Source organism: Naasia sp. SYSU D00057 (assembly GCF_017916505.1).
Classification (GTDB): domain Bacteria; phylum Actinomycetota; class Actinomycetes; order Actinomycetales; family Microbacteriaceae; genus Naasia.
The window spans coordinates 445539-471894 of the sequence record NZ_JAFMSZ010000002.1 but is presented as its reverse complement, the minus strand read 5'-3'; the positions used below and the strand labels follow the sequence as shown (position 1 = coordinate 471894).

Here is a 26356-nt window from a genome sequence, read left to right as displayed (position 1 = left end):
ATGAAGAAGACGCTGACGGCGCTCGCGATCCCGATCGGGGTCGTGGCGATCATCATGCTGCTCGTCGTGCCGGTGCCGACCTGGCTCCTCGATGTGCTGATCACCGTGAACATCCTGTTCGCGCTCGTGATCCTGCTCACGACGATGTTCGCCAAGCGGCCGCTCGACTTCTCGATCTTCCCGTCGCTGCTGCTCGTCGCCACCCTGTTCCGGCTCGGCCTCAACGTCGCCTCGACGCGCCTCGTGCTCGGCGACGGCTACGCGGGCCAGGTGATCGAGGCGTTCGGCCACGTCGCGATCGGCGGCTCGCTCATCATCGGCGCCGTCATCTTCCTGATCCTCGTCGTCATCCAGTTCGTCGTCGTCACGAAGGGCGCCGAGCGCGTCGCCGAGGTCGGCGCGCGCTTCACCCTCGACGCCATGCCCGGCAAGCAGATGGCCATCGACGCGGATCTCAACTCGGGTCTGATCACCGAGGAGGACGCCCGCCGCCGGCGCGCGGAGGTCTCCGCCGAGGCGGACTTCTACGGCGCGATGGACGGTGCCTCCAAGTTCGTCAAGGGCGACGCCATCGCCGGGATCATCATCATCATCATCAACCTGGTCGGCGGCATCGCGATCGGGATGCTGCAGCACGGGCAGAGCGTCGAGGACGCGGTCAGCACCTACAGCCTGCTGACGATCGGGGACGGCCTCGTCACCCAGGTGCCCGCCCTGCTCATGGCGGTGTCCACCGGCATGATCGTGACCCGCTCCGGCGCCGAGGCGGAGATGGGCACGACCGCCTCCGCGCAGCTCGCCCAGTCGCGGCTCGCGCTGATCATCGCGGGCGGCGCCGCCATCGCGATGGCGTTCATCCCCGGCATGCCGTTCCTGCCGTTCGTCCTCGTCGGCGGGAGCCTGCTCCTCCTCGCCCAGCGGGTGAAGGCGGGCGAGAAGGCGAAGGCCGAGGCGGCGCAGGCGGAGGCCGCGGCCGCCGCCGCGGCGCCCGCCGAGACGACCGAGGACCTCGTCGAGCAGATGCGCGTCCACGCGCTCGAGATCCAGCTCGCCGCCGACCTCGTCGACCTCGTCTCCGGCGTGAGCGACGACCTGCTCGCGCGGGTCAAGAGCCTCCGCCGCCGCGTGGCGATGGAGCTCGGCATCGTGGTCCCGCCGGTGCGCACGCGCGACAGCATCGAGCTGCCGCCCTCCACCTACGTCATCCGCGTGGCGGGCGTCGAGATGGGCCGCGGCACCGCGCCCGCCGGCCGCGTGCTGGCGCTCGGCGACGCGCTCGACTCGCTTCCCGGCACGCCGACCGTGGAGCCGGTGTTCGGGCTCGCCGGCAAGTGGGTGCCCGCCGAGATGCGGCACAGCGCGGAGCTGACGGGCGCGACCGTCATCGACCGCGGCTCCGTCGTCATCACCCACCTGTCCGCGATCATCACGGCGAACGCGGCACGCCTGCTCAGCCGTGAGGACGTCCGCGTGCTCACCGAGGGCGTCAAGCAGGTCAGTCCGGCCGCGGTCGACGAGCTCGTGCCGAATCTCCTCACCCTCGCCGAGGTCCACCGGGTGCTCCAGGGCCTCCTGGCCGAGCGGGTGCCGATCAACGACCTCGCCCGCATCTACGAGGCGCTGACCCTCCGCGCTCGCGTCTCGACCGACCCGGAAGGCCTCGTCGAATCCGCGCGCCTCGCGCTCGGGCCCGCCCTCGTCGCCGGGCATCTCGACGACCGCACCCTGCGGGTCATCATGATCGACCCGCCGCTCGAGCAGTCGATGCTGGAGGCGCTGCGCCCGGGCGACGGCGGCACCCAGATCCTCTTCGACGCGAACCGCCTCGAGGCGATGCTCGCCTCGCTGCGGGGCGCGGTGCAGGCCGCCGAGAGCCGCGGCTGGTCGCCGGTGCTCGTCTGCGCCCCCGCGCTGCGGCCCGCCGTCCGGCGCCTCGTCGCCCCGCAGACCGGAGGTCTGCCGGTGCTGTCCTATCAGGAGGTGACGACGTCGGACGTCGCCATCGAGACCGTCGGAGTGGTCCGTGCCCTCGATCCGATTCCGGCTTGAGCAGCCGACCCTGACGGGTCTGGCTGAGCGCGTGCGCGCCGAGTACGGTCCGACCGCGCGCATCGTCGCCACCGACGAGTCGCTCGTCGGCGGACTCGGCGGGTTCTTCGCGAAGCGCGTGATCGACGTCACCGTCGAGATCCCCGATCCGGTCGCGAACCCGCAGGGGCACTCCTTCGACGTTCCCGCCCGAGTCGGCCTGGCCCAGCTGCTCGACGACGTGGAGCAGCGGGAGGCCGTGCTGCCCCAGGCCGAGCCTCCCGTCTCGACCGAGAGCATCGACTTCGCGCGGGTGCTCGACGGTCTCCGCGCCGGAGTCGCCCCGCCTCCCGCTTCCGCCCCGGCGCCCCGGCCCGAGGCGTTCCGCGCGGAGCCGGGCGCCCGTCTCGAGCCGGTGTACCGCGCCGAGCCCCTGAGGCAGGCGCGGCCGGAGTCCGATCCGCCGCCCCCGGTCCCGCCCGTGCTGCCGTCCCTCGTGCCGCCCGCGCCCCTGCTGCCGCCGGCGGCGGGAGCCCGCGTGCCGCCCGTCCTCCCCGGCCGGCCCGGCGACCTCGTCGTCATCGCCGGCCTGGGCGACGACGCGCTCGACGTGGCGCACGCGCTCGGCCGCGGGCTCGGCCGCGCGCACGTCTGCGACGGCGGCTCGATCGAGGGGCACACTCGGCGGCGGGTCGAGGACCGTCGGGGGGCACTCGCCGCCCGGGCGTACGGGGTGCAGAGCGGCCAGACCGTGCTCGTCGCCTACGGCCTCGGCAGGGGCGACCCGGCCGATCCCCGCATCGCCGCGCTCCCCGGCATCGGCGCGGACCAGGTGTGGGTCGTGGTCGACGTGTCGCGGAAGACGGTCGACAGCGCGCGCTGGGTCAACGCCGTCCGGGCGGTCGCCGACGTGACCGCCATGGCCACCGTCGCCGGCCGGTTCACGACCGATCGACAGGCCGTCGCCGAGATCGGCCTGCCCGAGGGCTGGTCGGACCGCGTGGGTTAGGCTGGCCGGATGCTGGTCCTGACGCGCAAGAAGGGCGAGCGGGTGATGATCGGGGACGACATCGTCATCACCGTCATCGACATCCGGGGCGACGGCATCCGGATCGGCTTCGACGCCCCGCGCGGCGTCCCCATCCAGCGCGCCGAGGTCATCTCCGCGGTGTCGGCCGCGAACACGGAGGCCGCAGGCATCGGCGCGACCGAGGGCGAGCGCCTCGTCGGCCTGCTCCGCCAGCCCGCAGCTGACGCCGCCGCCCAGCCCGCCCCTGCGGCGTCCTCCCCGGCGAAGCCGAGCACGTCCTCGTCGGGCCCCGCTCCCGCGGAGCCGGCGGGGGAGTAGCCGTGTCCGAGTCCGCCGCGGCGCCACGCCTCGGGCTGCTCGCCGCGCTCGTGACCGCCGCCTGGATCGCGGTCGTCATCGCGGTGTGGGGACTCACGAGCCTCCTGCTCGACGTGGACGTCATCCGCGAGAGCGACGCCGGTCCCTACCTCGGCCCGGCCATGGTCGCGGTCGCCGCGGCCGCCCTGTTCCTGCTCCTCCTCCGGGTGCTGCGCACCGATGAGCGGCCGGGCATCGCCTTCTTCGGCTGCACGGCGGCCGTCTTCCTCGTGCTCCTCGCCATCGGCGGCGTCGGCTACACCCTCATCCGGGCCGAGCTCTTCTGGCTGCTCGGCTTCCCCCTGCAGTACGCGGCGAGCCCGTTCATCGTGCTCGCGGCGGTCCTCGCCGGCGTCGCAGCCCTCCTCGCCCGCTCGATCGGCGGCGCGGAGAAGCGCGGCGCGAGCCGCCCCCGCTGGCCCTGGGAGAGCCCGGACGACGCCTGATCCTGGGCTCGGGAACCGACGACAGCGTCGGTCCTGTTGTGTACGGTGTCCACATGACCGAGTTCGTCACTGCCGACGACGGCACCCGCATCGCCTTCGACCGCGAGGGGGAGGGGCCCGCTGTCATCTTCGTCGGCGGCGCCTTCCAGCACCGCGCCATGGATCCGGAGAGCCGGGAGCTCGCCTCACGCCTCGCCGCCCGCGGCCTCACCGTGCTCAACTACGACCGGCGCGGCCGCGGCGAGAGCGGCGGAGCGGCGCCCTTCACGCTCGCGGACGAGATCACGGCCCTGCGGGCGCTCCTCGACGCGGCGGGGGGCCGTGCCGCCCTCTTCGGCATGTCCTCGGGCGGGTCGATCAGCCTCGCGGCGGCCGCCGCCGGCCTGCCGGTCACCGCCCTCGCGCTGTGGGAGGTGCCGCTCGACCCGGAGGGCGCCGAGCGGCCGCAGCGGTTCCTCGAGGGCCTGCGGCAGCGCATCCGCGAGGGGGACGGCGACGCCACTGTCGAGTACTTCATGCAGGACTTCCCACCGGAGTGGATCGCCGGCGCCAAGGCGAGCCCGGCCTGGGTGGGCATGACCGCCGTGGGTCCCACCCTCGAGGTCGACTCCGAGTCGCTGGCCGTGGCGGCGAGCCGCCCCCACCGGGAGCTGTGGGGCGGCATCCGCGTCCCCGTGCTCGCGCTCGTCGGGGCGGACACGCTCCCGCTCTTCCCGCCCGCCGCGGACGCGATCGCGGCGGCCGTCCCCGGCGCTCGCCGCGTCGACGTCGCCGGGCGCGACCACCGCTGGGATCCGGACGAGCTCGCCCGGATCCTGGCGGAATTCCTGCTGTCCACCGCCGGTTGAGACCGGTGCGGTAGTCTCGCTCGGGGTCCGGGTGGGGCCTGCCGGAAGCGCTCCGGTGCGGAGCGGTCAGGTTGACCGCCTCCGGTCCGGCGGCTAACATTTCCGGGGTGTGTGCCCGTGTGCACACTCTCCGATCTCCGGCGACGCTGGGTGAAGAGCATCCGATCATCGGACGCTGACGCCCCCACCGCCACACCACCAGCGATATGAGTTAGACCCCGTATTGCCGGTTGTCCAGAGGAGCCTGACCGCATCGTGCTCGGTGCGGCGGGCAGCCGAGCAGTACGACGACGAGGAGTCAACAAGTGCCAACGATCCAGCAGTTGGTCCGCAAGGGGCGCTCGCCCAAGGTCACCAAGACCAAGGCGCCGGCGCTGAACGCGAACCCGCAGCAGCGCGGTGTGTGCACCCGCGTGTACACCACCACCCCGAAGAAGCCGAACTCGGCGCTCCGCAAGGTCGCGCGCGTGAAGCTGTCGAACGGCGTCGAGGTCACCGCCTACATCCCCGGTGAGGGCCACAACCTCCAGGAGCACTCGATGGTGCTCGTCCGCGGCGGCCGTGTGAAGGACCTCCCCGGCGTCCGCTACAAGATCGTCCGCGGCGCGCTGGACACCCAGGCCGTGAAGAACCGCAAGCAGGCTCGCAGCCGGTACGGCGCGAAGATGGAGAAGAAGTAATGCCCCGCAAGGGTCCCGCCCCGAAGCGTCCCGTCGTCGCCGACCCGGTGTACGGCGCCCCGGTCGTCTCGCAGCTGGTCAACAAGATCCTGCTCGACGGCAAGAAGGGCCTCTCCGAGCGCATCGTCTACGGTGCCCTCGAGGGCGTCGCGGCGAAGAACGGCCAGGACGCCGTCGCCACGCTGAAGAAGGCGCTCGACAACGTCCGCCCCTCGATCGAGGTCAAGTCCCGCCGCGTCGGCGGCTCGACCTACCAGGTCCCGGTCGACGTCAAGCCGCACCGCGCCAACACCCTCGCCCTCCGCTGGCTGACGAGCTACGCCAAGGCCCGCCGCGAGAAGACGATGACCGAGCGTCTCACCAACGAGATCCTCGACGCCTCGAACGGCCTCGGCGCCGCCGTGAAGCGCCGCGAGGACACGCACAAGATGGCCGAGTCGAACAAGGCCTTCGCCCACTACCGCTGGTAGATCCGGGCCTCACGCCCCATCGGGAAGCGGCCGGTCGGGGGGAATTCCTTCCCCCGGTCGGCCGTTCTTCCTAGTGAAACCACTTCAAACTCTTCCGGAGGACCCCTGTGGCACTCGACGTGCTCACCGACCTGAACAAGGTCCGCAACATCGGCATCATGGCGCACATCGATGCCGGCAAGACCACCACCACCGAGCGCATCCTGTTCTACACGGGCATCACCCACAAGATCGGTGAGGTGCACGACGGCGCCGCCACGATGGACTGGATGGCGCAGGAGCAGGAGCGCGGCATCACGATCACGTCCGCCGCGACGACGTGCTTCTGGGCCGACCACCAGATCAACATCATCGACACCCCCGGTCACGTCGACTTCACCGTCGAGGTGGAGCGCTCGCTCCGCGTGCTCGACGGCGCCGTCGCCGTCTTCGACGGCAAGGAGGGCGTCGAGCCCCAGTCCGAGACCGTCTGGCGTCAGGCCGACAAGTACGACGTCCCGCGCATCTGCTTCGTCAACAAGATGGACAAGCTCGGCGCCGACTTCTACTACACGGTCGACACGATCGTGAAGCGCCTCGGCGCGAAGCCGCTCGTGCTGCAGATCCCGATCGGCGCCGAGAGCTCGTTCGAGGGCGTCGTGGACCTCGTCTACATGCGCGCGCTGACCTGGCGCGGCGACGCCAAGGGTGACGTGCAGATGGGCGCCAAGTACGAGATCGAGGAGATCCCGGCCGACCTCGTCGAGAAGGCCGAGGAGTACCGCGCCAAGCTCATCGAGACCGTCGCCGAGAGCGACGACGCGCTGCTCGAGAAGTACTTCGGCGGCGAGGAGCTCACGCCCGAGGAGATCAAGGGCGCCATCCGCAAGATGACGGTCAAGAGCGAGATCTACCCCGTCCTCTGCGGCTCCGCGTTCAAGAACCGCGGCGTCCAGCCGATGCTCGACGCGGTCGTCGACTACCTCCCCTCGCCGCTCGACGTGCCCGCCACGCAGGGTCACGACGTCCGCGACGAGGAGATCGTCATCGAGCGCCACCCGGACCCGAAGGACCCCTTCGCGGCCCTCGCGTTCAAGGTCGCCGTGCACCCCTTCTTCGGCCGCCTCACCTACATCCGCGTCTACTCGGGCCAGCTCGAGTCGGGCGGACAGGTCATCAACTCGACCAAGGGCCGCAAGGAGCGCATCGGAAAGATCTTCCAGATGCACTCCAACAAGGAGAACCCGGTCGACTCGGTCACCGCCGGCCACATCTACGCGGTCATCGGCCTGAAGGACACCACCACCGGTGACACCCTGTCCGACGCGAACAACCAGGTCGTCCTCGAGTCGATGACGTTCCCGGAGCCGGTCATCGAGGTCGCCATCGAGCCCAAGACCAAGGCCGACCAGGAGAAGCTCGGCACCGCGATCCAGAAGCTCGCCGAAGAGGACCCGACGTTCCGCACCGAGCAGAACCAGGAGACCGGCCAGACCATCATCAAGGGCATGGGCGAGCTCCACCTCGACATCCTCGTCGACCGCATGAAGCGCGAGTTCAAGGTCGAGGCGAACGTCGGCAAGCCGCAGGTGGCGTACCGCGAGACGATCAAGAAGACCGTCGAGAAGTACGACTACACGCACAAGAAGCAGACGGGTGGCTCCGGCCAGTTCGCCAAGGTGCAGATCACGATCGAGCCCATGGAGGTGACCGCCGAGACCTCGTACGAGTTCAAGAACGCGGTGACCGGTGGCCGCGTCCCCCGCGAGTACATCCCCTCGGTGGACGCCGGCATCCAGGACGCGATGCAGGTCGGCGTGCTCGCCGGCTACCCCACGGTCGGTGTCCGTGCCACCCTCGTCGACGGCGCGGCGCACGACGTCGACTCGTCCGAGATGGCGTTCAAGATCGCCGGCTCGATCGCGTTCAAGGAGGCCGCCCGCCGCGCCAACCCGGTGCTGCTCGAGCCGATCATGGACGTCGAGGTGCGCACGCCCGAGGAGTACATGGGCGACGTCATCGGCGACATCAACTCCCGCCGCGGTCAGATCCAGTCCATGGACGACGCGACCGGCGTCAAGGTCATCCGGGCGTTCGTCCCGCTGTCCGAGATGTTCGGGTACGTGGGCGACCTGCGCAGCCGGACCTCCGGCCGCGCGGTCTACTCGATGGTCTTCGGCAGCTACGCCGAGGTCCCGAAGGCCGTCTCCGACGAGATCATTCAGAAGAACAAGGGCGAGTAGCCCGACACCCGCCCCGCCGGCCGGGGGTCCGTTCCGTACGGGCCCCCGCCGGTCGGGGAGGGCGCAACACCTCGGTAACATAAGTACACAACCCCCTGTATCCTCTCTGGGTCGCGGCCTGCGATCCGAGGCTGCAAGAGATTCGTCCTAAGGAGGACACACAGTGGCCAAGGCCAAGTTCGAGCGGACCAAGCCGCACGTCAACATCGGAACGATCGGTCACGTCGACCACGGCAAGACCACGCTCACGGCGGCGATCTCGAAGGTTCTGGCGGACAAGTACCCGTCCGAGACCAACAAGCAGCGCGACTTCGCGTCGATCGACTCCGCTCCTGAGGAGCGCCAGCGCGGCATCACGATCAACATCTCCCACGTCGAGTACGAGACGCCGAAGCGCCACTACGCGCACGTCGACGCCCCGGGCCACGCCGACTACATCAAGAACATGATCACCGGTGCCGCCCAGATGGACGGCGCGATCCTGGTGGTCGCGGCGACCGACGGCCCGATGGCCCAGACCCGCGAGCACGTGCTGCTCGCGAAGCAGGTCGGCGTGCCCTACCTGCTCGTCGCGCTCAACAAGGCCGACATGGTCGACGACGAGGAGATCCTGGAGCTCGTCGAGCTCGAGGTCCGCGAGCTGCTCTCCAGCCAGGGCTTCGACGGCGACAACGCCCCCGTGGTCCGTGTCTCCGGTCTCCAGGCGCTCGAGGGCGACGAGAAGTGGACCGAGAGCATCGTCGAGCTGATGAACGCCGTCGACGAGTCCATCCCGGACCCGGTGCGCGACAAGGACAAGCCGTTCCTCATGCCGATCGAGGACGTGTTCACGATCACCGGTCGTGGCACCGTCGTCACCGGCCGCGCCGAGCGCGGAACCCTCAAGATCAACTCCGAGGTCGAGATCGTCGGCATCCGCCCGACGCAGAAGACCACGGTCACGGGCATCGAGATGTTCCACAAGCAGCTCGACGAGGCCTGGGCCGGCGAGAACTGTGGTCTGCTCCTCCGCGGCACCAAGCGCGAGGACGTCGAGCGCGGCCAGGTCGTCGTGAAGCCGGGTTCGGTCACGCCGCACACCGAGTTCGAGGGCACCGCGTACATCCTGTCCAAGGACGAGGGTGGCCGTCACAACCCGTTCTACGCGAACTACCGTCCGCAGTTCTACTTCCGCACCACGGACGTCACGGGCGTCATCACGCTGCCCGAGGGCACCGAGATGGTCATGCCGGGTGACACCACCGACATGACGGTCGCGCTGATCCAGCCGATCGCCATGGAGGAGGGCCTGAGCTTCGCCATCCGCGAGGGCGGCCGCACCGTCGGCGCCGGCACGGTGACGAAGATCATCAAGTAGTCCTGCGACTGCACTCCGACGGGGTCGGGCCTTCGGGCCCGGCCCCGTCAGTGCGTTAAGCGGCTTCTCTCCGGTGCGGGCCGCCGCGGCGGGCGTCTCGAAGCTCAGGGCCGGATCGAACGGTCCCGCGCCCGCAGCTTCGTGCGGCGCCCCCGCCCGACGGCCGCATCTAGGCTGGAGGGGACATGTGTGCGATGCCTGCAGCCTTCCGTCCTGCCCGCGTGGAGCCCAGAAGGCTCGACGAGCTCGCCGACCGCTTCGGCCTCGCGACGACCGGGGACGGCGGCGTCCTCCTCACCGGGGTGACCCTCAACAGCGAGGCGACCGGCCCCGGTGACCTCTTCGTCGCGCTGCAGGGCGTGCGCGCGCACGGCGCCCGCTTCGCCGCCTCGGCCGCGGCGAACGGCGCCGTCGCGGTCCTCACCGACGCCGCCGGCGCCGACGAGGCGCTCGCGAGCGGGCTCCCCGTCGTCGTCGCTCCGGAGCCGCGCGAGATCCTCGGCGACGTCGCCGCGTGGCTCTACCACACCGACGTCGACCGCCCGCTGCTCCTCGGGGTGACCGGCACGAACGGCAAGACCTCGACCGCGCACCTCATCGGCGGCATCCTCGACCAGGTCGGCGTGCCCGCCGGGCTCAGCTCCACGGCGGAGCGCCACGTCGGCGCCGAGCGGCGCGTCGCCGGCCTCACCACCCCGGAAGCCACCGAGCTGCACGCCCTCATCGCGCGCATGCGTGAGGCGGGCGTCGAGGCGGCGGCCATCGAGGTGAGCGCCCAGGGCCTCAGCCGGCACCGGCTCGACGGCGTCGTGTTCGACGTCGCCGGCTTCACCAACCTCAGCCACGACCACCTCGACGACTACCCGGATCTCGACGCGTACTTCGCGGCGAAGGCGGTGCTCTTCCAGCCCGACCGCTCCCGAAGGGCCGTCGTCTCCCTCGACACCGAGTGGGGCGCCCGGGTCGTGGCGGAGGCGGGCGTACCCGTCACCACGATCTCCCTCAAGGGCCGGGCCGCGGCGGACTGGACCGTGGAGGTCACGGCGGAGACCCGTGAGCACACCGCGCTCACGCTCAGCGGGCCGGCGGGCGAGACTCTCGCGACGAAGATCCCGGTCCTCGGCCAGCACATGGCCGCGAACGCGGGACTCGCGATCGTCATGCTGCTCGAGGCCGGCTTCCCGTTCGACCGGCTGAGCGCCGCCCTCGGCGGCCCGGACGGCATCACAACCCACCTGCCGGGCCGCACGGAGCTCGTGTCCGGCCCCGGCGCCCCCTCGATCTACGTCGACTTCGGCCACAGCCCGCACGCCTTCCGTGAGACCCTCGCCGCCGTGCGCGCGGTGGCCACCGGCAAGGTGATCATGGTGTTCGGCGCGGACGGCGACCGGGACACGACGAAGCGCGCCGACATGGCGCGCGCCGCGGTCGAGGGCAGCGACATCCTCGTCATCACCGACCACCACCCGCGCTTCGAGGACCCGGCGAGCATCCGCGCCACGCTGATGGCCGCGGCGCAGGAGGCGGCGCCCGAGCATCCGCTGTACGAGGAGGGCGACCCGAAGAAGGCGATCCGCCTCGCGGTCTCCCTCGCGTCGCCCGAGGACTCGATCCTCTGGGCGGGACCGGGCCACCAGAACTACCGCGACATCCAGGGCGTCCGCACCCCCTACTCGGCGCGCCACGAGGCCCGCTCCGCGCTTCAGGAGGCGGGATACCAGGCGGCGCCCTCCCGCGACCTGGCGTCCTGATCCGCCCGCCTCCACCCGTTCCGCAACAGAACGACCGTTTCGCAACCGCGCGCCGTTGCAGAGCGGTCGTCCGGTTGCAAGCCTCGGGGCGCCCCCGCAGGGGTGCGCCGTAGAATGCGGAGCATGACCGGACGAGCGGTGGCAGAGGCGGTCGCCGCCGTTGCCCTCACGGCGGTGCTGGTGCTGCTGGGCGCCGGCCTCATCGCCCTCGGCGGCGAGGGGTCGCCGGCGGACGCGTTCCTCGGCGCCGGGCCCCGCAACGCGGCCACCCTCCTCGGCATCCCGTTCCTCCTCTGGGCGGTCGCGATCCTCGTCGCCGCGCGGCGGGCGGGCCGGACCGGCGGGCGCCTGCGGCTCGGCCCGGCCATCGTGCTCACCCTCGCCGTCGCGCTGCTGGCGCTGGCCTTCTGGGCGCTCATCGGTCTCACCTCCGGCGAGTTCGGGATGCTGCTCGTGCCCGTCGCCCTCGTCCACGTCGCCCTCTTCGCCGCCGCGGCGATCGCGGCGCTGGCCGTCACGTCCCTCGTTCTGTTCCGGCGCCGGTCCGGGGCCGGCCCCGCGGTGGCCTGATGCCGAACCTGCGCCGGTCGAAGGTGGGTGCCCGCGACGGGTACACGCGGAAGCGCCGCGGCAAGGGCTTCTCGTATCACGCCATCTCGAACGGGAAGCCGGTCACCGATCCCGAGCTGAAGGCGCGGTTCGACGCCCTCGCGATCCCGCCGGCCTGGAAGAACGTGTGGATCGCCCCGTACGACAACGGCCACATCCAGGCGATCGGCTTCGACAGCCAGGGCCGGAAGCAGTACCTCTACCACCCGTACTGGCGGGAGAAGAAGGACAAGGTCAAGTACGACCGCGCCCTGCGCCTGTCCGAGGCGCTGACGAACGCGCGGCGACGGGTGACCATGGACCTCCGCTCCGACGGACCCACGCGCGACCGCGCCCTCGCCGCCGCGTTCCGGATGCTCGACACCGGCTCCCTGCGCGTCGGCTCGGAGCGGTACGCGACCGAGAACGGCAGCCACGGGCTGTCCACCCTCCTGTGCTCGCACGCCACCGTGACCGCCGACGATGTGGTGCGGCTGCGGTTCCCCGCGAAGAGCGGCCAGGAGTGGGAGTCGGAGATCCGGGACCCGGACCTCGCGCGGGTGGTGCGCGCGCTGAAGCGCCGTGGCGCCAACGCGCGGCTGCTCGCGTTCAAGGACGAGAAGGGCTGGCACCCGGTGTCGGCGTCGGACATCAACGAGTACGTGAAGGAGCACACGGGGGAGGGCTTCACCGCGAAGGACTTCCGCACGCTGCACGGCACCGTGGAGGCGGCGAAGAGCCTCGCCGAGCACGGCCCGGAGGAGAGCAAGACGAAGCGCCAGAAGGCGGTCGCGCAGGCGATGCGCGACGCGTCCGAGGTGCTCGGCAACACCCCGTCGATCGCGAAGGCGAGCTACGTCGACCCCCGCGTCGTGGAGCACTACCTCGAGGGCGAGACGATCGACCCGGAGCGCTCCCCGGAGAAGGAGGTCCGCGCCCTCCTGTACCCGGGCGACTGAGGCGACGCTTCGCCGAGTGCGCCCCTCGTCCGCCGAGCGCACCCTGAAGCACCGAGCGCACCCCGTGCACAAGGTGCGCTCGGTGCTCAGAGGCGCGTTCGGTGCCGGAAGGGTGCGCTCGGCGTCGCAGCGCTGAGACGTCGGTCCTCCTCACCATGACGGCGTCGGCGGAACTCCACCGGCTCCGCCCCGCCCGTTCCTGAGCGCGGTTGCCGGAACGAGCATCGGGGGATGGACTCCGAGGCACCGCTGCTCACCACGACCGGACTGAGGGCACTGGGGGAGGCGCACCCGGAACGCCGCGCCCGCGATGGCGGCGACCTGGAGCGGCTGCGCCGAGGGGTCTACGCCGACGCCGGCAACTGGCGGACGGCGACGCTCGACGAGCAGTACCGTCTGCGGATCCGCGCAGTGGGTGAGCGGGTGCAGGGCCCCCTCGTCTTCTCCCATGAATCCGCCCTGCGCATGCTGGGCCTGCCCGCGCTGCGACCGTGGCCGTCGATGGTCCACGTGATCGCACCCTCGAGCCCTGGCGGGCGCACGAAAGGCGACGTCGTCCGCCATTGCATAGGCGTGAACCCGGTCGACGTGGTGCCGGTCGGAGCGCTGGCCTGCACCTCGCCGGCCCGGACCGCGCTCGACATGGCACTGTCCCGCACCTTCGCCGACGCGGTGGTGGTCGCCGATGCGGTCTTCGCCCGGTTTCCGGGCGCGCGCGACGACTTCGCGGAGCTCCTCGCCGAGCTGGCACCCGGCACGCGGGGAATCCGTCGCGCCGCTCGCGTGCTCGCCTTCGCGGATCCCCTGTCCGGATCGCCGGGGGAGTCCTGGTCGCGTGTCCTCATCTCCGAGCTGGGCTTCTCACGACCGCAGCTGCAGGCGCCCGTGCACGTCGGCCGCAAACGCGTCGCGGTGGTCGACTTCGAGTGGGCGGAGGCGGGACTGGTCGGTGAGTTCGACGGCGAGGTGAAGTATCGGCGCCTCGACTACCGGCGAGGCAGGACGCCCGAGCAGGTCGTGATCGACGAGAAGAATCGTGAGAACGAGATCCGTCGGGTGCGCCGGGGCGTGATCCGGTGGACCTGGGACGACCTCCGCGACCGACGCCGTCTCGAGGACCTGCTCGCCTCCGCCGGCGTGCCGCGCCGGACCCGGGGCTGATCACCGCGCGCGCCCGACCCTCTCCGAACGCACCCTCACGCACCGAACGCGCCGTGTGCACGCGGTGCGTTCGGCGTTTCAAGGTGCGTTCGGCGGAGGCCGGGCGCGCTCGGCGTTGAGGCCCCGCGGCAGCGGCGCGGTACGGGGGCGCATCCGTCGCGGAACGGGGGCGCGAACGCGGGAAGTACGGGACCGGAGCAGCCGTTGGACCATGGCGGAGCGTCTCTCGAGGGGCTCCGAGCAGCTCCTCCGGAGCGCAGCCTCAACCCCCGCAGCCGGGCGCGACACGCCCGGGTTGCAGGGACCCCGAGGCGGAGGCTAAACTCTTCAAGTTCCACATTCCGGACCGCTGTGCGAGGCGCGCAGTCCGGATCACTGCCAGGCAGTGCATAGCTTCCCCTTGGGGACGAGAGCTAGGCCGCGGGCAGCAGAACAGGCAGTCCCTCCGCAGAGCGGATCCGGGGATGCAGGCCGACCCACTCCAGAACATCGTGGCGCGCACGCGCGCGCCGGGCGTCCGGGGTGGACAGCCACATTGACAGAAGAACAGTGCTGCGAGTTTCCGCGCGCCGGCCATCCGGTGTGCGGGGTCCGCCGGGTCGCGAGGCCCGGTGCAGGAAGCGCATCGCGACCCAGGTCGCGGAAGCAGGAACTTCGCGGGCCAGGGGGTCCGCGGAAGCAACGAAAGAGAGCGAGTGACTGATGGCCGGACAGAAGATCCGCATCCGACTCAAGTCGTATGACCACGAGGTCATCGACACCTCGGCGCGCAAGATCGTCGACACCGTGACCCGTGCGGGCGCGAGCGTCGTCGGACCGGTCCCGCTGCCCACGGAGAAGAACGTGGTCGTCGTGATCCGCTCGCCGCACAAGTACAAGGACAGCCGCGAGCACTTCGAGATGCGCACCCACAAGCGCCTCATCGACATCATCGACCCGACGCCGAAGGCGGTCGACTCGCTCATGCGCCTCGACCTCCCCGCCGACGTCAACATCGAGATCAAGCTCTGAGCCAGAGCGAAGCACTGAGGAACCGCATGTCTACCGCCACCAAGACTTTCAAGGGTCTGCTCGGCACGAAGCTCGGGATGACGCAGGTCTGGAACGAGCAGGGCAAGCTCGTGCCCGTCACCGTGATCCAGATCACGCCGAACGTCGTGACCCAGATCCGCACCCCCGAGGTCGACGGCTACGCCGCCGTCCAGATCGCCGCAGGCGCCATCGACCCGCGCAAGGTCAACAAGCCCTCCGCCGGCCACTTCGACAAGGCCGGCGTCACGCCGCGCCGCCACCTGACGGAGCTCCGCACCGCGGACGCCGCCGACTACTCGCTCGGCCAGGAGATCTCCGTCGACGTGTTCGAGGCCGGTGCCAAGGTCGACGTCGTCGGCACCAGCAAGGGCAAGGGCTTCGCCGGCGTCATGAAGCGCCACAACTTCAAGGGCGTCTCCGCCTCCCACGGTGCGCACCGCAACCACCGCAAGCCCGGCTCGATCGGTGCGTCCTCGACGCCCAGCCGTGTCTTCAAGGGCATGCGCATGGCCGGCCGCATGGGCGGCGACCGCACCACCGTCCTGAACCTGCAGGTCCAGGCCGTCGACGCCGAGAAGGGTCTGCTGCTCGTCAAGGGCGCCGTCCCCGGTGCTCGTGGCCGCCTCGTCTTCGTCCGCAACGCTGTGAAGGGAGCCTGACGACCATGGCTTCGCTCGACATCCAGACCGCCGCGGGCTCCTCGGCCGGCTCGGTCGACCTGCCCGCCGCGATCTTCGACGTGCCGGCCAACGTGCCGCTGATGCACCAGGTCGTCGTCGCCCAGCGCGCCGCCGCCCGCCAGGGCACGCACAAGGCCAAGAACCGCGGCGAGGTGTCCGGTTCCGGCGTCAAGCCCTTCAAGCAGAAGGGCACCGGCCGCGCCCGTCAGGGTTCGGTCCGCATGCCGCAGCACCGCGGCGGTGGCATCGTCCACGGGCCGGTGCCGCGCGACTACTCGCAGCGCACCCCCAAGAAGATGATCGCCGCGGCTCTGCTCGGCGCTCTCTCGGACCGCGCCCGCGGTGGCCGGCTCCAGGTGGTCGAGTCCCTCGTCCCGGGTGAGAGCCCGTCGACGAAGGCCGCCGCCGAGCTGCTCGCCCGCGTCGCGCCCGGCAAGAACGTGCTCGTCGTCCTCGAGCGCACCGACGAGGTCGCCTGGAAGAGCGTGCGCAACCTCAAGTCGCTGCACGTCCTCGCCTGGGACCAGCTGAACGCGTACGACGTGCTCGTCTCCGACGACATCGTCTTCACGCAGTCCGCCTACGAGGCCTTCGTGGCCGCGAAGAGCAAGAACACGGAGGTCTCCGCGTGAGCGGCTACAACAAGGACCCGCGCGACGTCATCATCGCGCCCGTCGTCTCCGAGAAGAGCTACGGCCTGATCGACGAGGGCAAGTACACCTTCGTCGTCGACCCCCGGTCGAACAAGACGGAGATCAAGCTCGCCATCGAGAAGATCTTCAACGTCCAGGTCGCCTCGGTGAACACCATCAACCGTCAGGGCAAGACGCGCCGCACCAAGTTCGGTCTCGGCAAGCGCAAGGACACCAAGCGCGCCATCGTCACGCTCAAGTCGGGCTCCATCGACATCTTCACGGCTGTCGGCTAGGCCCGGGAGGAACAGAACAATGGCTATTCGCAAGTACAAGCCGACGACCCCCGGTCGCCGTGGCTCGTCCGTCGCGGACTTCGCGGAGATCACCCGGACCACTCCGGAGAAGTCGCTGCTGAAGCCCCTGTCGAAGACCGGCGGCCGCAACAACCAGGGGCGCATCACCACGCGTCACATCGGTGGCGGCCACAAGCGCCAGTACCGCGTCATCGACTTCCGTCGCAATGACAAGGACGGCGTGAACGCCAAGGTCGCACACATCGAGTACGACCCGAACCGCACCGCGCGCATCGCGCTGCTCCACTTCGTGGACGGCACCAAGCGCTACATCCTCGCGCCGGACAAGCTGCGCCAGGGCGACATCGTCGAGTCGGGTCCCGCCGCGGACATCAAGCCCGGCAACAACCTGCCGCTGCGCAACATCCCGGTGGGTACCGTCATCCACGCGATCGAGCTCCGCCCCGGCGGCGGCGCGAAGATGGCCCGCTCCGCCGGCGCCAGCGTCCGCCTCGTCGCGAAGGACGGCCCGTACGCCCAGCTGCGTCTCCCGAGCGGCGAGATCCGCAACGTCGACGCGCGCTGCCGCGCCTCCATCGGCGAGGTCGGCAACGCCGAGCAGGCGAACATCAACTGGGGCAAGGCCGGCCGCAAGCGCTGGAAGGGCGTCCGCCCGACCGTCCGCGGTGTCGCCATGAACCCGATCGACCACCCGCACGGTGGTGGTGAGGGCAAGACCTCCGGTGGTCGCCACCCGGTCAGCCCGTGGGGTCAGCCCGAGGGCCGCACCCGTGATCGGAACAAGGAGAGCGACAAGCTCATCGTTCGTCGTCGCAACGTCGGCAAGAAGCGCTAGTAGGAGAAGAAGATGCCGCGCAGTCTCAAGAAGGGCCCCTTCGTCGACGACCACCTGCTTCGCAAGGTCGTTGTGGCGAACGAGGCCGGCAGCAAGAACGTGATCAAGACCTGGTCGCGCCGCTCGATGATCGTCCCGGCCATGCTCGGGCACACGATCGCCGTGCACGACGGCCGCAAGCACATCCCCGTCTTCGTGACGGAGACCATGGTCGGGCACAAGCTCGGCGAGTTCGCCCCGACCCGCACCTTCCGTGGACACGAGAAGGACGACAAGAAGGGCCGTCGCCGCTAGTCGCGGTGACGAAGGAGGAGAAGAGATGGTGGAGTCGATCGCCCGAGTGCGACACATCCGCGTGACCCCCCAGAAGGCTCGTCGTGTCGTCGACCTCATCCGGGGCAAGCAGGCCACTGAGGCCCTCGCGATCCTGAAGTTCGCGCCGCAGGGCGCGAGCGAGCCCGTGTACAAGCTGGTCGCCTCGGCGATGGCCAACGCACGGGTGAAGGCCGACGCCGAGAACACGTACCTCGACGAGCAGGACCTCGTCGTGGCCCGCGCGTTCGTCGACGAGGGCACGACCCTCAAGCGGTTCCAGCCGCGGGCCCAGGGCCGTGCGTTCCGGATCAACAAGCGCACCAGCCACATCACCGTGGTGCTGGCCACCCCCGACGTCGTCGCGGCGACCCGCACTGCGAAGAAGGCGAGCAAGTAATGGGACAGAAAGTCAATCCGTACGGTTTCCGTCTCGGGATCACCACCGACCACGTGTCGCGCTGGTTCTCGGACAGCACCAAGGCCGGTCAGAAGTACAGCGACTACGTCGCTGAGGACGTGAAGATCCGCCGCATGCTGCAGACCTCGCTCGACCGCGCCGGTGTGGCGCGCATCGAGATCGAGCGCACCCGCGACCGCGTCCGCGTGGACATCCACACGGCCCGTCCCGGCATCGTCATCGGCCGCCGCGGCGCCGAGGCCGAGCGCATCCGCGCCGACCTCGAGAAGCTCACCGGCAAGCAGATCCAGCTCAACATCCTCGAGGTGAAGAACCCCGAGGCCGAGGCTCAGCTGGTCGCCCAGGGCATCGCCGAGCAGCTCTCCGCCCGTGTCGCGTTCCGTCGCGCCATGCGCAAGGGCCTGCAGGGCGCTCAGCGCGCCGGCGCCAAGGGCGTCCGCGTGCAGGTCTCCGGCCGCCTCGGCGGCGCGGAGATGAGCCGCAGCGAGTTCTACCGCGAGGGCCGCGTGCCCCTGCACACGCTCCGCGCCAACATCGACTACGGCTTTTACGAGGCCAAGACGACGTTCGGCCGCATCGGCGTGAAGGTGTGGATCTACAAGGGCGACATCACGAACAAGGAGCTGGCGCGCGAGCAGGCGAGCCAGCGGTCCCAGCGCCCCGACCGCCGCGACAGCCGCGATGGCGGCGGCCGCGGTCGTGGCCCTCGTAACGACGCCGGTGCGCCGGCCGCAGAAGGAGCGAGCGCGTAATGCTGATCCCCCGCAAGGTCAAGTTCCGCAAGCAGCACCACCCGGGTCGCAGTGGCCAGGCCACCGGCGGCACGAAGGTCAGCTTCGGTGAGTTCGGCATCCAGGCCCTCTCGCCCGCCTACGTGACGAACCGTCAGATCGAGTCCGCTCGTATCGCCATGACGCGTCACATCAAGCGTGGCGGCAAGGTGTGGATCAACATCTACCCCGACCGTCCGCTCACGAAGAAGCCCGCCGAGACCCGCATGGGTTCCGGTAAGGGCTCCCCCGAGTGGTGGGTCGCCAACGTCAAGCCCGGCCGCGTTCTCTTCGAGGTCGCCGGCGTCAACGAGGAGCTCGCTCGCGAAGCCCTCACCCGGGCCATCCACAAGCTGCCCCTGAAGGCACGCATCATCAAGCGCGAGGAGGGCGACGCGTAATGGCCGTCGGATCCAAGGAGCTCGCCTCCGCAGAGCTCGACACCTTCGAGGCGGAGCGTCTCGTCGAAGAGCTGAAGAAGGCCAAGGAGGAGCTGTTCAACCTGCGCTTCCAGTCGGCCACCGGTCAGCTCGAGAGCCACGGCCGCCTGAAGGCCGTCAAGCGGGACATCGCCCGCATCTACACCGTGATCCGCGAGCGTGAGCTCGGCATCCGCGCCACCCCGGCGCCTGTCGAGGCTCCCGCGAAGGCGGAGAAGAAGAGCCGCACCAAGAAGTCGGAGGCCAAGGCCGACGACACCGCGGCTCCCGAGACCGCTGAGGAGTCCAAGTAATGGCGAAGGCAGAGACGAAGGGCGCGGCCGCCGCGTCCGCGTCCACCGACGTGAAGCCGACCGGCCACGAGTCCGCCGCCCACGATGTCAAGGTCGAGGGCGAGCGCGGGTACCGCAAGGTCCGCCGCGGCTACGTGGTCAGCGACAAGATGGAGAAGACCATCGTCGTCGAGGTCGAGGACCGCGTTAAGCACCCCCTCTACGGCAAGGTCATCCGCCGCACGTCGAAGGTCAAGGCCCACGACGAGCAGGGCACCGCGGGCATCGGCGACCTCGTCGTGATCAGCGAGACCCGTCCGCTGTCCGCCACGAAGCGCTGGCGCCTCGTCGAGATTCTGGAGAAGGCCAAGTGATCCAGCAGGAATCCCGGCTCAAGGTCGCCGACAACACCGGCGCCAAGGAGCTGCTCACCATCCGCGTGCTCGGTGGCTCCGGCCGCCGCTACGCCGGCCTCGGTGACACGATCGTCGCGACCGTCAAGGACGCGATCCCGGGCGGCAACGTCAAGAAGGGCGACGTCGTCAAGGCCGTCATCGTGCGCACCGTCAAGGAGACGCGGCGCCCGGACGGCTCGTACATCAAGTTCGACGAGAACGCCGCCGTCATCCTCAAGAACGACGGCGACCCGCGCGGCACGCGCATCTTCGGCCCGGTGGGCCGCGAGCTGCGCGACAAGAAGTTCATGAAGATCGTGTCGCTCGCCCCGGAGGTGATTTGACCAATGGCCAAGATCAAGAAGGGCGATCTCGTCCAGGTGATCTCGGGCGCCAGCCAGGCCCGCGGCGGTGACCGCGGCAAGCAGGGTCGTGTGATCGAGGTCCTCGTGGACCAGAACCGCGTCGTCGTCGAGGGCGTCAACTTCGTCACGAAGCACGTGCGCGTCGGCCAGACCCAGCGCGGCACCAAGACGGGCGGCATCGAGACGCACGAGGCCCCCATCCACATCTCGAACGTGGCCCTCGTCGACCCGGAGACCAAGAAGCCGACCCGCGTCGGCCACCGGGTGGAGCAGGTCACGAAGGACGGCGTCACCAAGAACGTGCGCGTCCGCTACGCCAAGAAGTCAGGTAAGGACCTGTAATGACCGATACCACTGCCGCGACGGCTGTCAAGGTGCAGCCTCGCCTCAAGCAGAAGTACCGCAGCGAGATCCTCCCGCAGCTCAAGGAGCAGTTCGGGTTCTCGAACGTGCACCAGGTGCCGGGCCTCGTGAAGGTCGTCGTGAACACCGGCGTCGGCGACGCCGCGCGTGACGGCAAGATCATCGACGGTGCGGTCGCCGACCTCACCAAGATCACCGGCCAGAAGCCGCAGGTCACGAAGGCGCGCAAGTCGATCGCCCAGTTCAAGCTCCGCGAGGGCCAGCCGATCGGCGCCCACGTGACGCTGCGCGGCGACCGCGCCTGGGAGTTCCTGGACCGCCTGATCTCGCTCGCCCTGCCCCGCATCCGCGACTTCCGCGGCCTGTCGGACAAGCAGTTCGACGGCAACGGCAACTACACCTTCGGTCTCACGGAGCAGAGCGTGTTCCACGAGATCGACCAGGACCGGATCGACCGGGTCCGCGGCTTCGACATCACCGTCGTGACCACGGCCAAGACGGACGAGGAGGGCCGGGCCCTGCTCCGCGCCCTCGGGTTCCCGTTCCGGACGGCCGAGAACTCCAACTGACGATCGCGTTCGCCTGAACGAGATCTCGTGATCCGGGAATGCCGGCGCCGCCCCGCGGCGTTGGCTTCCCCGGACCACAACCCACCACAGGTCGTCCACCGTGCAGTGCTCCGCACGGCGGTGTTGCGAAACCTGGTGACCGTAAGGAAACACACTCCATGACCATGACCGATCCGGTCGCAGACCTGCTCACGCGGCTGCGCAACGCGAACTCGGCCTACCACGAGACGGTGTCCCTGCCGCACTCGAAGCTCAAGGGTCACATCGCCGACATCCTGAAGGCGGAGGGCTACATCGCCGACTGGCGCGTCGAGGACGCGCGCGTCGGCCAGACCCTCGTGCTGGACCTCAAGTACGGCCCGAACCGCGAGCGCTCCATCGCCGGCATCAAGCGGGTCTCGAAGCCCGGCCTGCGCGTCTACGCCAAGTCGAACGAGATCCCCAAGGTCCTTGGCGGCCTGGGCGTCGCGATCCTGTCCACCTCGTCGGGCCTCCTCACGGACCGCCAGGCGTCGAAGAAGGGCGTGGGTGGGGAAGTCCTCGCCTACGTGTGGTGACCTGAGATGTCGCGTATCGGCAGACTTCCCATCGAGATCCCCGCGGGGGTCGACGTCACGGTCGACGGCAGCGCCGTCACCGTCAAGGGCCCGAAGGGTGAGCTGAACCTCACCGTCGCCCGTCCCATCGAGGTGGCCGTCCAGGACGGCCAGGTCCTCGTGACCCGTCCGGACGACGAGCGCGAGTCGCGTTCGCTCCACGGCCTCACCCGCACCCTCATCGCCAACAACATCGTCGGCGTCACCCAGGGCTACTCCAAGAGCCTCGAGGTCGTCGGCACCGGTTACCGCGTCATGGCGCGGGGAACTGACATCGAGTTCGCGCTCGGCTTCAGCCACCCCGTTGTCGTCACGCCGCCGGCCGGCATCACGTTCCAGGTCGAGGGCAACAACAAGCTCACGGTGACCGGCATCGACAAGCAGGCCGTCGGCGAGGTGGCCGCGAACATCCGCAAGATCCGCAAGCCGGAGCCCTACAAGGGCAAGGGTGTCCGCTACGCGGGCGAGGCCGTTCGCCGCAAGACCGGAAAGTCAGGTAGGTAATCATGGCCACTGTCACCCGTGGCAAGACGAAGTCTGCTGCGCGCATCCGTCGCCACAGCCGTCTGCGCAAGAAGATCGAGGGCACGGCCGTCCGGCCGCGCCTGGTCGTGACCCGTTCCGCCCGGCACGTCTTCGTGCAGGTCGTCGACGACAGCAAGGGCCACACCCTCGCGTCGGCGTCCACGCTCGAGGCCGACCTGCGGGCGTTCGAGGGCGACAAGACCGCCAAGGCGCGCAAGGTCGGCGAGCTCGTCGCCGAGCGCGCGAAGACGGCGGGCATCGACGCGGTCGTGTTCGACCGCGGTGGAAACAAGTACGCGGGCCGCGTCGCGGCTATCGCCGAAGGAGCTCGGGAAGGTGGGCTCAGCCTGTGAGCGACGTCAGCAGCACGAACAACGAGACCAGCGAGACGCTGGTCGAGACCTCGGCGGGCTCCGCTCCGTCGACGGACACCCGCAGCGAGCCGCGTGAGCAGCGCCGGGGCAGCCGTGAGCGCAGCCCCCGCAGCGACCGGGGCGGCCGTGACGGCGGCCGGGACAGCCAGTTCCTCGAGCGCGTCGTCACGATCAACCGCGTCTCCAAGGTCGTGAAGGGTGGTCGTCGCTTCAGCTTCACCGCTCTCGTGATCGTCGGCGACGGCAACGGCCTCGTGGGCGTCGGCTACGGCAAGGCGCGCGAGGTCCCGACCGCCATCAGCAAGGGCGTCGAGGAGGCGAAGAAGAACTTCTTCCGCGTCCCCCGCATCGCGAGCTCGATCCCGCACCCCGTGCAGGGTGAGGCCGCGGCCGGCGTCGTCCTGCTGCGCCCCGCCGCCGCCGGTACCGGCGTCATCGCGGGCGGCCCCGTCCGCGCCGTCCTCGAGTGCGCCGGCATCCACGACGTCCTCTCGAAGTCGCTCGGCTCCAGCAACACGATCAACATCGTGCACGCCACCGTCGACGCGCTGAAGCGCCTCGAGGAGCCGGCCGCCGTGGCCGCGCGCCGCGGGCTCGAGCTCGACCAGGTGCTCACGCCCCGCATGCAGCGCGCCGAGACCGATGCAGCGGCCCACGCCGCCGACGTGAAGGCAGGTGCCTGATGGCCACCCTCAAGGTGACCCAGATCAAGTCCAAGGTGAGCGAGAAGCAGAACCAGCGCGACACGCTGCGTTCGCTCGGTCTGAAGCGCATCGGCGACAGCGTCGAGCGCGAGGACAACGAGCAGAACCGCGGCTACGTCCGCGCGGTCGCTCACCTCGTGAAGGTTGAGGAGATCGACTGATGGCCGACGACGCCACCAACCAGGCCGCCGAGGCGGCCCCGAAGAAGCCGCGCGCCCGCAAGCCGGCCGCGGAGCAGGAGACCGCCGCCGCGGCGGCTCCCGCCACCACCGCGAAGGCCCCCAAGGCCGGTGCCGCGAAGGCCGCCGCGAGCGAGCCGGAGACGGTCGCCGCCCGCGAGCGCGTCCTCAAGGTGCACCACCTCCGCCCCGCCGCGGGCTCCCGCAAGGAGCGCACCCGTGTCGGCCGCGGTGAGGGCTCGAAGGGCAAGACCGCCGGCCGCGGCACCAAGGGCTCCAAGGCCCGGTACCAGGTCAAGGCGGGCTTCGAGGGCGGCCAGATGCCGCTGCACATGCGCACCCCGAAGCTGCGCGGGTTCAAGAACCCGTTCCGCGTCGAGTACCAGGTCGTGAACCTGGAGAAGCTCGCCGAGCTCTACCCGCAGGGTGGGGACGTCACCGTCACCGACCTGGTCGCCAAGGGCGCCGTTCGCAAGAACGAGAAGGTGAAGGTGCTCGGCACCGGGGACATTGCGGTTAAGCTGAACGTTGCTGTCGACAAGGTCTCCGGCTCCGCTGAGCAGAAGATCGTCGCCGCCGGCGGCTCGATCAAGTAGCCGCCGCGGAGCGACTGCTCCCGAACGCTAGTGACGACGTGGCCGGGGACAACCCCGGCCACGTCGTGTTTCACCCCCATTTGAAAGCAGGCAGACCAGCGTGTTCAGAGCTATAGGGCGGATCTTCCGCACGCCCGATCTGCGACGCAAGATCGGCTTCACGCTGGGCATCGTCGCCCTCTTCCGGCTGGGATCGTTCATCCCGGCCCCGTTCGTGGACTTCGCGAACGTGCAGGCGTGCCTCGCCCAGAACCAGGGCACCTCGGGCCTCTATGAGCTCGTCAACCTCTTCAGCGGCGGCGCGCTGCTGCAGCTGTCCATCTTCGCCCTCGGGATCATGCCGTACATCACGGCGTCGATCATCACCCAGCTGCTGCGCGTGGTCATCCCGCACTTCGAGACGCTGTACAAGGAGGGTCAGGCCGGCCAGGCCAAGCTGACCCAGTACACGCGCTACCTCACGATCGCGCTGGGCGTCCTCCAGTCGACGACCCTCATCACCGTCGCGCGCAGCGGCGCCCTGTTCCCGCAGAACAGCGACCCGTCGTGCTCGCAGCTGATCACGAACGACGCCTGGTACGCCATCCTGCTGATGGTCGTCACGATGACCGCGGGAACCGGCCTCATCATGTGGCTCGGCGAGCTCATCACGGAGCGCGGCATCGGCAACGGCATGTCCCTGCTGATCTTCACGTCGATCGCGGCGAGCTTCCCCAACTCCATCTGGCTGATCGGCCAGGCGCAGGGCATCGAGGTCATGGTCCTCGTCATCGCGATCGGCCTCGTCATCGTCGGCCTCGTCGTGTTCGTCGAGCAGAGCCAGCGGCGCATCCCGGTGCAGTACGCGAAGCGGATGGTCGGCCGCCGCACCTACGGCGGCAACAACACGTACATCCCGATCAAGGTGAACATGGCGGGCGTCGTGCCGGTGATCTTCGCCTCGTCGCTGCTGTACCTGCCCGCGCTCGTCGCGCAGTTCAACCAGCCGGCCGCGGGCCAGACCCCGCAGGCATGGGTGACCTGGATCCAGAACTACCTGACCCAGGGCGACCACCCGCTCTACATGCTCCTGTACTTCCTGCTCATCGTCGGGTTCACGTACTTCTACGTCGCGATCACCTTCAACCCGGAGGAGGTCGCGGACAACATGAAGAAGTACGGCGGCTTCATCCCGGGCATCCGCGCCGGCCGGCCGACCGCGGAGTACCTCGACTACGTCCTCACCCGCGTGACCCTGCCGGGGTCGATCTACCTCGGCGTCGTCGCCCTCATCCCGCTCATCGCCTTCGTGTGGGTCGGCGCCAACCAGAACTTCCCGTTCGGCGGCGCCTCGATCCTGATCATCGTCGGTGTCGGCCTGGAGACCGTGAAGCAGATCGACTCGCAGCTGCAGCAGCGCCACTACGAGGGGCTGCTCCGGTGACCCGGCTGCTCCTGATCGGCCCGCCCGGATCCGGGAAGGGCACCCAGGCCGCGCGCCTGTCGGCCCGGCTCGGCATCCCCGCGATCTCGACCGGCGACATCTTCCGCGACAACGTGCGCGGCGGCACCGAGCTCGGCGTCCTCGCCAAGTCGTTCATGGACCGGGGCGAGTACGTGCCCGACTCGGTGACGAACGACCTCGTGCGCGACCGGCTCGCGGCGGCGGACGCCGACAGCGGCTTCCTGCTCGACGGCTATCCCCGCACGGCGGAGCAGGTCCGCACCCTCGACGAGTTCCTCGCCACCCGCGGACACTCCCTCGACGCGGTCGTGCAGCTCACCGCCGACGAGGACGAGACGGTGAGCCGCCTTCTCCGCCGCGCCGCGGAGCAGGGCCGCACCGACGACACCGAGGACGTCATCCGCCACCGGCTCGAGGTCTACGCCCGCGAGACCGCGCCGCTCATCGACGTGTACGCCTCGCGCGGCGTCGTGGTGAGCATCGACGGCCTGGGCTCGATGGACGAGGTCACCGACCGCATCGTCGACGCGCTCGGCGGGCTCGGCATCGACGGCAAGGCGGCGTAGCCTCCACCATCTCCGCTCGCCGCGGGGGAAACGCACTCCCCGCGGGTGTCGTATCCCCCGCGGCGAGTGCGT

General features: G+C 70.0%; 35 protein-coding genes. All 35 read left to right on the top strand.

What is annotated here, in order from left to right; all coding sequences use genetic code 11:
- The 35 genes from J3P36_RS09590 to J3P36_RS16335 all read left to right on the top strand — a co-directional run bounded on the left by J3P36_RS09590 (position 1) and on the right by J3P36_RS16335 (position 26284).
- Positions 1-2049, top strand: a complete 2049-nt coding sequence (locus J3P36_RS09590; RefSeq protein WP_210507476.1) for a flagellar biosynthesis protein FlhA — start codon at positions 1-3, stop codon at positions 2047-2049.
- On the top strand, positions 2024-3037 hold the full coding sequence (locus J3P36_RS09585) for a hypothetical protein (protein ID WP_210507474.1): 1014 nt from the start codon (positions 2024-2026) through the stop codon (positions 3035-3037). The genes J3P36_RS09590 and J3P36_RS09585 overlap by 26 nt, the downstream gene beginning before the upstream one ends.
- A 9-nt stretch (positions 3038-3046) precedes the next feature.
- Positions 3047-3376 carry a carbon storage regulator gene (locus tag J3P36_RS09580; RefSeq protein ID WP_210507472.1) on the top strand — a complete coding sequence of 110 codons (330 nt, stop codon included), beginning with the start codon at positions 3047-3049 and terminating at the stop codon, positions 3374-3376.
- A gap of 2 nt (positions 3377-3378) precedes the next feature.
- Positions 3379-3861 (top strand): DUF6121 family protein, encoded by a 483-nt coding sequence (locus J3P36_RS09575; RefSeq protein WP_210507470.1) that lies wholly within the window; start codon positions 3379-3381, stop codon positions 3859-3861.
- Positions 3862-3914: 53 nt separating this feature from the next.
- Entirely contained in the window at positions 3915-4709 is a 795-nt protein-coding gene (locus tag J3P36_RS09570; protein WP_210507469.1) for an alpha/beta fold hydrolase, read from the top strand.
- A 305-nt stretch (positions 4710-5014) separates the two neighbouring features.
- Positions 5015-5389: a 30S ribosomal protein S12 gene (gene rpsL / locus J3P36_RS09565; protein WP_210507467.1), complete on the top strand. Its 375-nt coding sequence runs from the start codon at positions 5015-5017 to the stop codon at positions 5387-5389.
- A complete protein-coding gene (rpsG, locus tag J3P36_RS09560; protein WP_210507465.1) occupies positions 5389-5859 on the top strand; it encodes a 30S ribosomal protein S7 in 471 nt (156 codons plus the stop codon). The genes rpsL and rpsG overlap by 1 nt, the downstream gene beginning before the upstream one ends.
- Before the next feature lie 107 nt (positions 5860-5966).
- A complete protein-coding gene (gene fusA, locus J3P36_RS09555) occupies positions 5967-8081 on the top strand; it encodes an elongation factor G (RefSeq protein ID WP_210507463.1) in 2115 nt (704 codons plus the stop codon).
- A gap of 163 nt (positions 8082-8244) precedes the next feature.
- On the top strand, positions 8245-9438 hold the full coding sequence (gene tuf, locus J3P36_RS09550) for an elongation factor Tu (RefSeq protein ID WP_210507461.1): 1194 nt from the start codon (positions 8245-8247) through the stop codon (positions 9436-9438).
- A gap of 185 nt (positions 9439-9623) precedes the next feature.
- Positions 9624-11189, top strand: a complete 1566-nt coding sequence (locus J3P36_RS09545; RefSeq protein WP_210507459.1) for a UDP-N-acetylmuramoyl-L-alanyl-D-glutamate--2,6-diaminopimelate ligase — start codon at positions 9624-9626, stop codon at positions 11187-11189.
- A 123-nt stretch (positions 11190-11312) separates the two neighbouring features.
- Entirely contained in the window at positions 11313-11759 is a 447-nt protein-coding gene (locus tag J3P36_RS09540; protein ID WP_210507457.1) for a hypothetical protein, read from the top strand.
- The gene (locus tag J3P36_RS09535; RefSeq protein ID WP_210507455.1) at positions 11759-12736 is read left to right on the top strand and encodes a DNA topoisomerase IB; all 978 of its coding nucleotides are present in this window, start codon (positions 11759-11761) and stop codon (positions 12734-12736) included. Before J3P36_RS09540 ends, J3P36_RS09535 begins: the two co-directional genes overlap by 1 nt.
- 231 nt (positions 12737-12967) lie before the next feature.
- Positions 12968-13897 (top strand): hypothetical protein, encoded by a 930-nt coding sequence (locus tag J3P36_RS09530; protein WP_210507453.1) that lies wholly within the window; start codon positions 12968-12970, stop codon positions 13895-13897.
- Between the two features lie 702 nt (positions 13898-14599).
- Positions 14600-14908: a 30S ribosomal protein S10 gene (rpsJ, locus tag J3P36_RS09525; RefSeq protein WP_210479779.1), complete on the top strand. Its 309-nt coding sequence runs from the start codon at positions 14600-14602 to the stop codon at positions 14906-14908.
- 26 nt (positions 14909-14934) lie between these two features.
- Positions 14935-15588, top strand: a complete 654-nt coding sequence (gene rplC, locus J3P36_RS09520) for a 50S ribosomal protein L3 (protein ID WP_210507451.1) — start codon at positions 14935-14937, stop codon at positions 15586-15588.
- Between the two features lie 5 nt (positions 15589-15593).
- A complete protein-coding gene (gene rplD, locus J3P36_RS09515; protein ID WP_210507449.1) occupies positions 15594-16241 on the top strand; it encodes a 50S ribosomal protein L4 in 648 nt (215 codons plus the stop codon).
- Positions 16238-16537 (top strand): 50S ribosomal protein L23, encoded by a 300-nt coding sequence (gene rplW, locus J3P36_RS09510; protein WP_210507447.1) that lies wholly within the window; start codon positions 16238-16240, stop codon positions 16535-16537. The genes rplD and rplW overlap by 4 nt, the downstream gene beginning before the upstream one ends.
- A 19-nt stretch (positions 16538-16556) precedes the next feature.
- Positions 16557-17393: a 50S ribosomal protein L2 gene (rplB, locus tag J3P36_RS09505; RefSeq protein ID WP_210507445.1), complete on the top strand. Its 837-nt coding sequence runs from the start codon at positions 16557-16559 to the stop codon at positions 17391-17393.
- A 12-nt stretch (positions 17394-17405) separates the two neighbouring features.
- A complete protein-coding gene (rpsS, locus tag J3P36_RS09500) occupies positions 17406-17687 on the top strand; it encodes a 30S ribosomal protein S19 (RefSeq protein WP_210507443.1) in 282 nt (93 codons plus the stop codon).
- Positions 17688-17712: 25 nt separating this feature from the next.
- Entirely contained in the window at positions 17713-18105 is a 393-nt protein-coding gene (gene rplV, locus J3P36_RS09495) for a 50S ribosomal protein L22 (protein ID WP_210507441.1), read from the top strand.
- Positions 18105-18878: a 30S ribosomal protein S3 gene (gene rpsC, locus J3P36_RS09490; RefSeq protein ID WP_210507439.1), complete on the top strand. Its 774-nt coding sequence runs from the start codon at positions 18105-18107 to the stop codon at positions 18876-18878. Before rplV ends, rpsC begins: the two co-directional genes overlap by 1 nt.
- A complete protein-coding gene (rplP, locus tag J3P36_RS09485) occupies positions 18878-19297 on the top strand; it encodes a 50S ribosomal protein L16 (protein WP_210507437.1) in 420 nt (139 codons plus the stop codon). The genes rpsC and rplP overlap by 1 nt, the downstream gene beginning before the upstream one ends.
- On the top strand, positions 19297-19629 hold the full coding sequence (gene rpmC / locus J3P36_RS09480) for a 50S ribosomal protein L29 (protein ID WP_210507435.1): 333 nt from the start codon (positions 19297-19299) through the stop codon (positions 19627-19629). The genes rplP and rpmC overlap by 1 nt, the downstream gene beginning before the upstream one ends.
- Positions 19629-19982: a 30S ribosomal protein S17 gene (gene rpsQ, locus J3P36_RS16585; protein ID WP_282595139.1), complete on the top strand. Its 354-nt coding sequence runs from the start codon at positions 19629-19631 to the stop codon at positions 19980-19982. The genes rpmC and rpsQ overlap by 1 nt, the downstream gene beginning before the upstream one ends.
- A complete protein-coding gene (gene rplN, locus J3P36_RS09470) occupies positions 19979-20347 on the top strand; it encodes a 50S ribosomal protein L14 (protein WP_210507433.1) in 369 nt (122 codons plus the stop codon). Before rpsQ ends, rplN begins: the two co-directional genes overlap by 4 nt.
- 3 nt (positions 20348-20350) lie before the next feature.
- Positions 20351-20710 (top strand): 50S ribosomal protein L24, encoded by a 360-nt coding sequence (gene rplX, locus J3P36_RS09465; RefSeq protein ID WP_210507431.1) that lies wholly within the window; start codon positions 20351-20353, stop codon positions 20708-20710.
- Positions 20710-21300 (top strand): 50S ribosomal protein L5, encoded by a 591-nt coding sequence (gene rplE / locus J3P36_RS09460; RefSeq protein ID WP_210507429.1) that lies wholly within the window; start codon positions 20710-20712, stop codon positions 21298-21300. Before rplX ends, rplE begins: the two co-directional genes overlap by 1 nt.
- A 158-nt stretch (positions 21301-21458) precedes the next feature.
- Positions 21459-21857 carry a 30S ribosomal protein S8 gene (gene rpsH, locus J3P36_RS09455; RefSeq protein WP_210507427.1) on the top strand — a complete coding sequence of 133 codons (399 nt, stop codon included), beginning with the start codon at positions 21459-21461 and terminating at the stop codon, positions 21855-21857.
- 6 nt (positions 21858-21863) lie between these two features.
- Positions 21864-22400 carry a 50S ribosomal protein L6 gene (rplF, locus tag J3P36_RS09450; protein ID WP_210507425.1) on the top strand — a complete coding sequence of 179 codons (537 nt, stop codon included), beginning with the start codon at positions 21864-21866 and terminating at the stop codon, positions 22398-22400.
- A gap of 2 nt (positions 22401-22402) precedes the next feature.
- Positions 22403-22774 (top strand): 50S ribosomal protein L18, encoded by a 372-nt coding sequence (gene rplR, locus J3P36_RS09445; protein ID WP_210507423.1) that lies wholly within the window; start codon positions 22403-22405, stop codon positions 22772-22774.
- A complete protein-coding gene (gene rpsE, locus J3P36_RS09440) occupies positions 22771-23478 on the top strand; it encodes a 30S ribosomal protein S5 (protein ID WP_210507421.1) in 708 nt (235 codons plus the stop codon). Before rplR ends, rpsE begins: the two co-directional genes overlap by 4 nt.
- Entirely contained in the window at positions 23478-23660 is a 183-nt protein-coding gene (rpmD, locus tag J3P36_RS09435; RefSeq protein ID WP_210507419.1) for a 50S ribosomal protein L30, read from the top strand. Before rpsE ends, rpmD begins: the two co-directional genes overlap by 1 nt.
- The gene (rplO, locus tag J3P36_RS09430; RefSeq protein WP_210507417.1) at positions 23660-24274 is read left to right on the top strand and encodes a 50S ribosomal protein L15; all 615 of its coding nucleotides are present in this window, start codon (positions 23660-23662) and stop codon (positions 24272-24274) included. The genes rpmD and rplO overlap by 1 nt, the downstream gene beginning before the upstream one ends.
- A gap of 100 nt (positions 24275-24374) precedes the next feature.
- Positions 24375-25697 carry a preprotein translocase subunit SecY gene (gene secY, locus J3P36_RS16340; protein ID WP_307807026.1) on the top strand — a complete coding sequence of 441 codons (1323 nt, stop codon included), beginning with the start codon at positions 24375-24377 and terminating at the stop codon, positions 25695-25697.
- Positions 25694-26284 (top strand): adenylate kinase, encoded by a 591-nt coding sequence (locus J3P36_RS16335; protein WP_307807025.1) that lies wholly within the window; start codon positions 25694-25696, stop codon positions 26282-26284. Before secY ends, J3P36_RS16335 begins: the two co-directional genes overlap by 4 nt.
- The last annotated feature ends 72 nt before the right edge of the window (positions 26285-26356 follow it).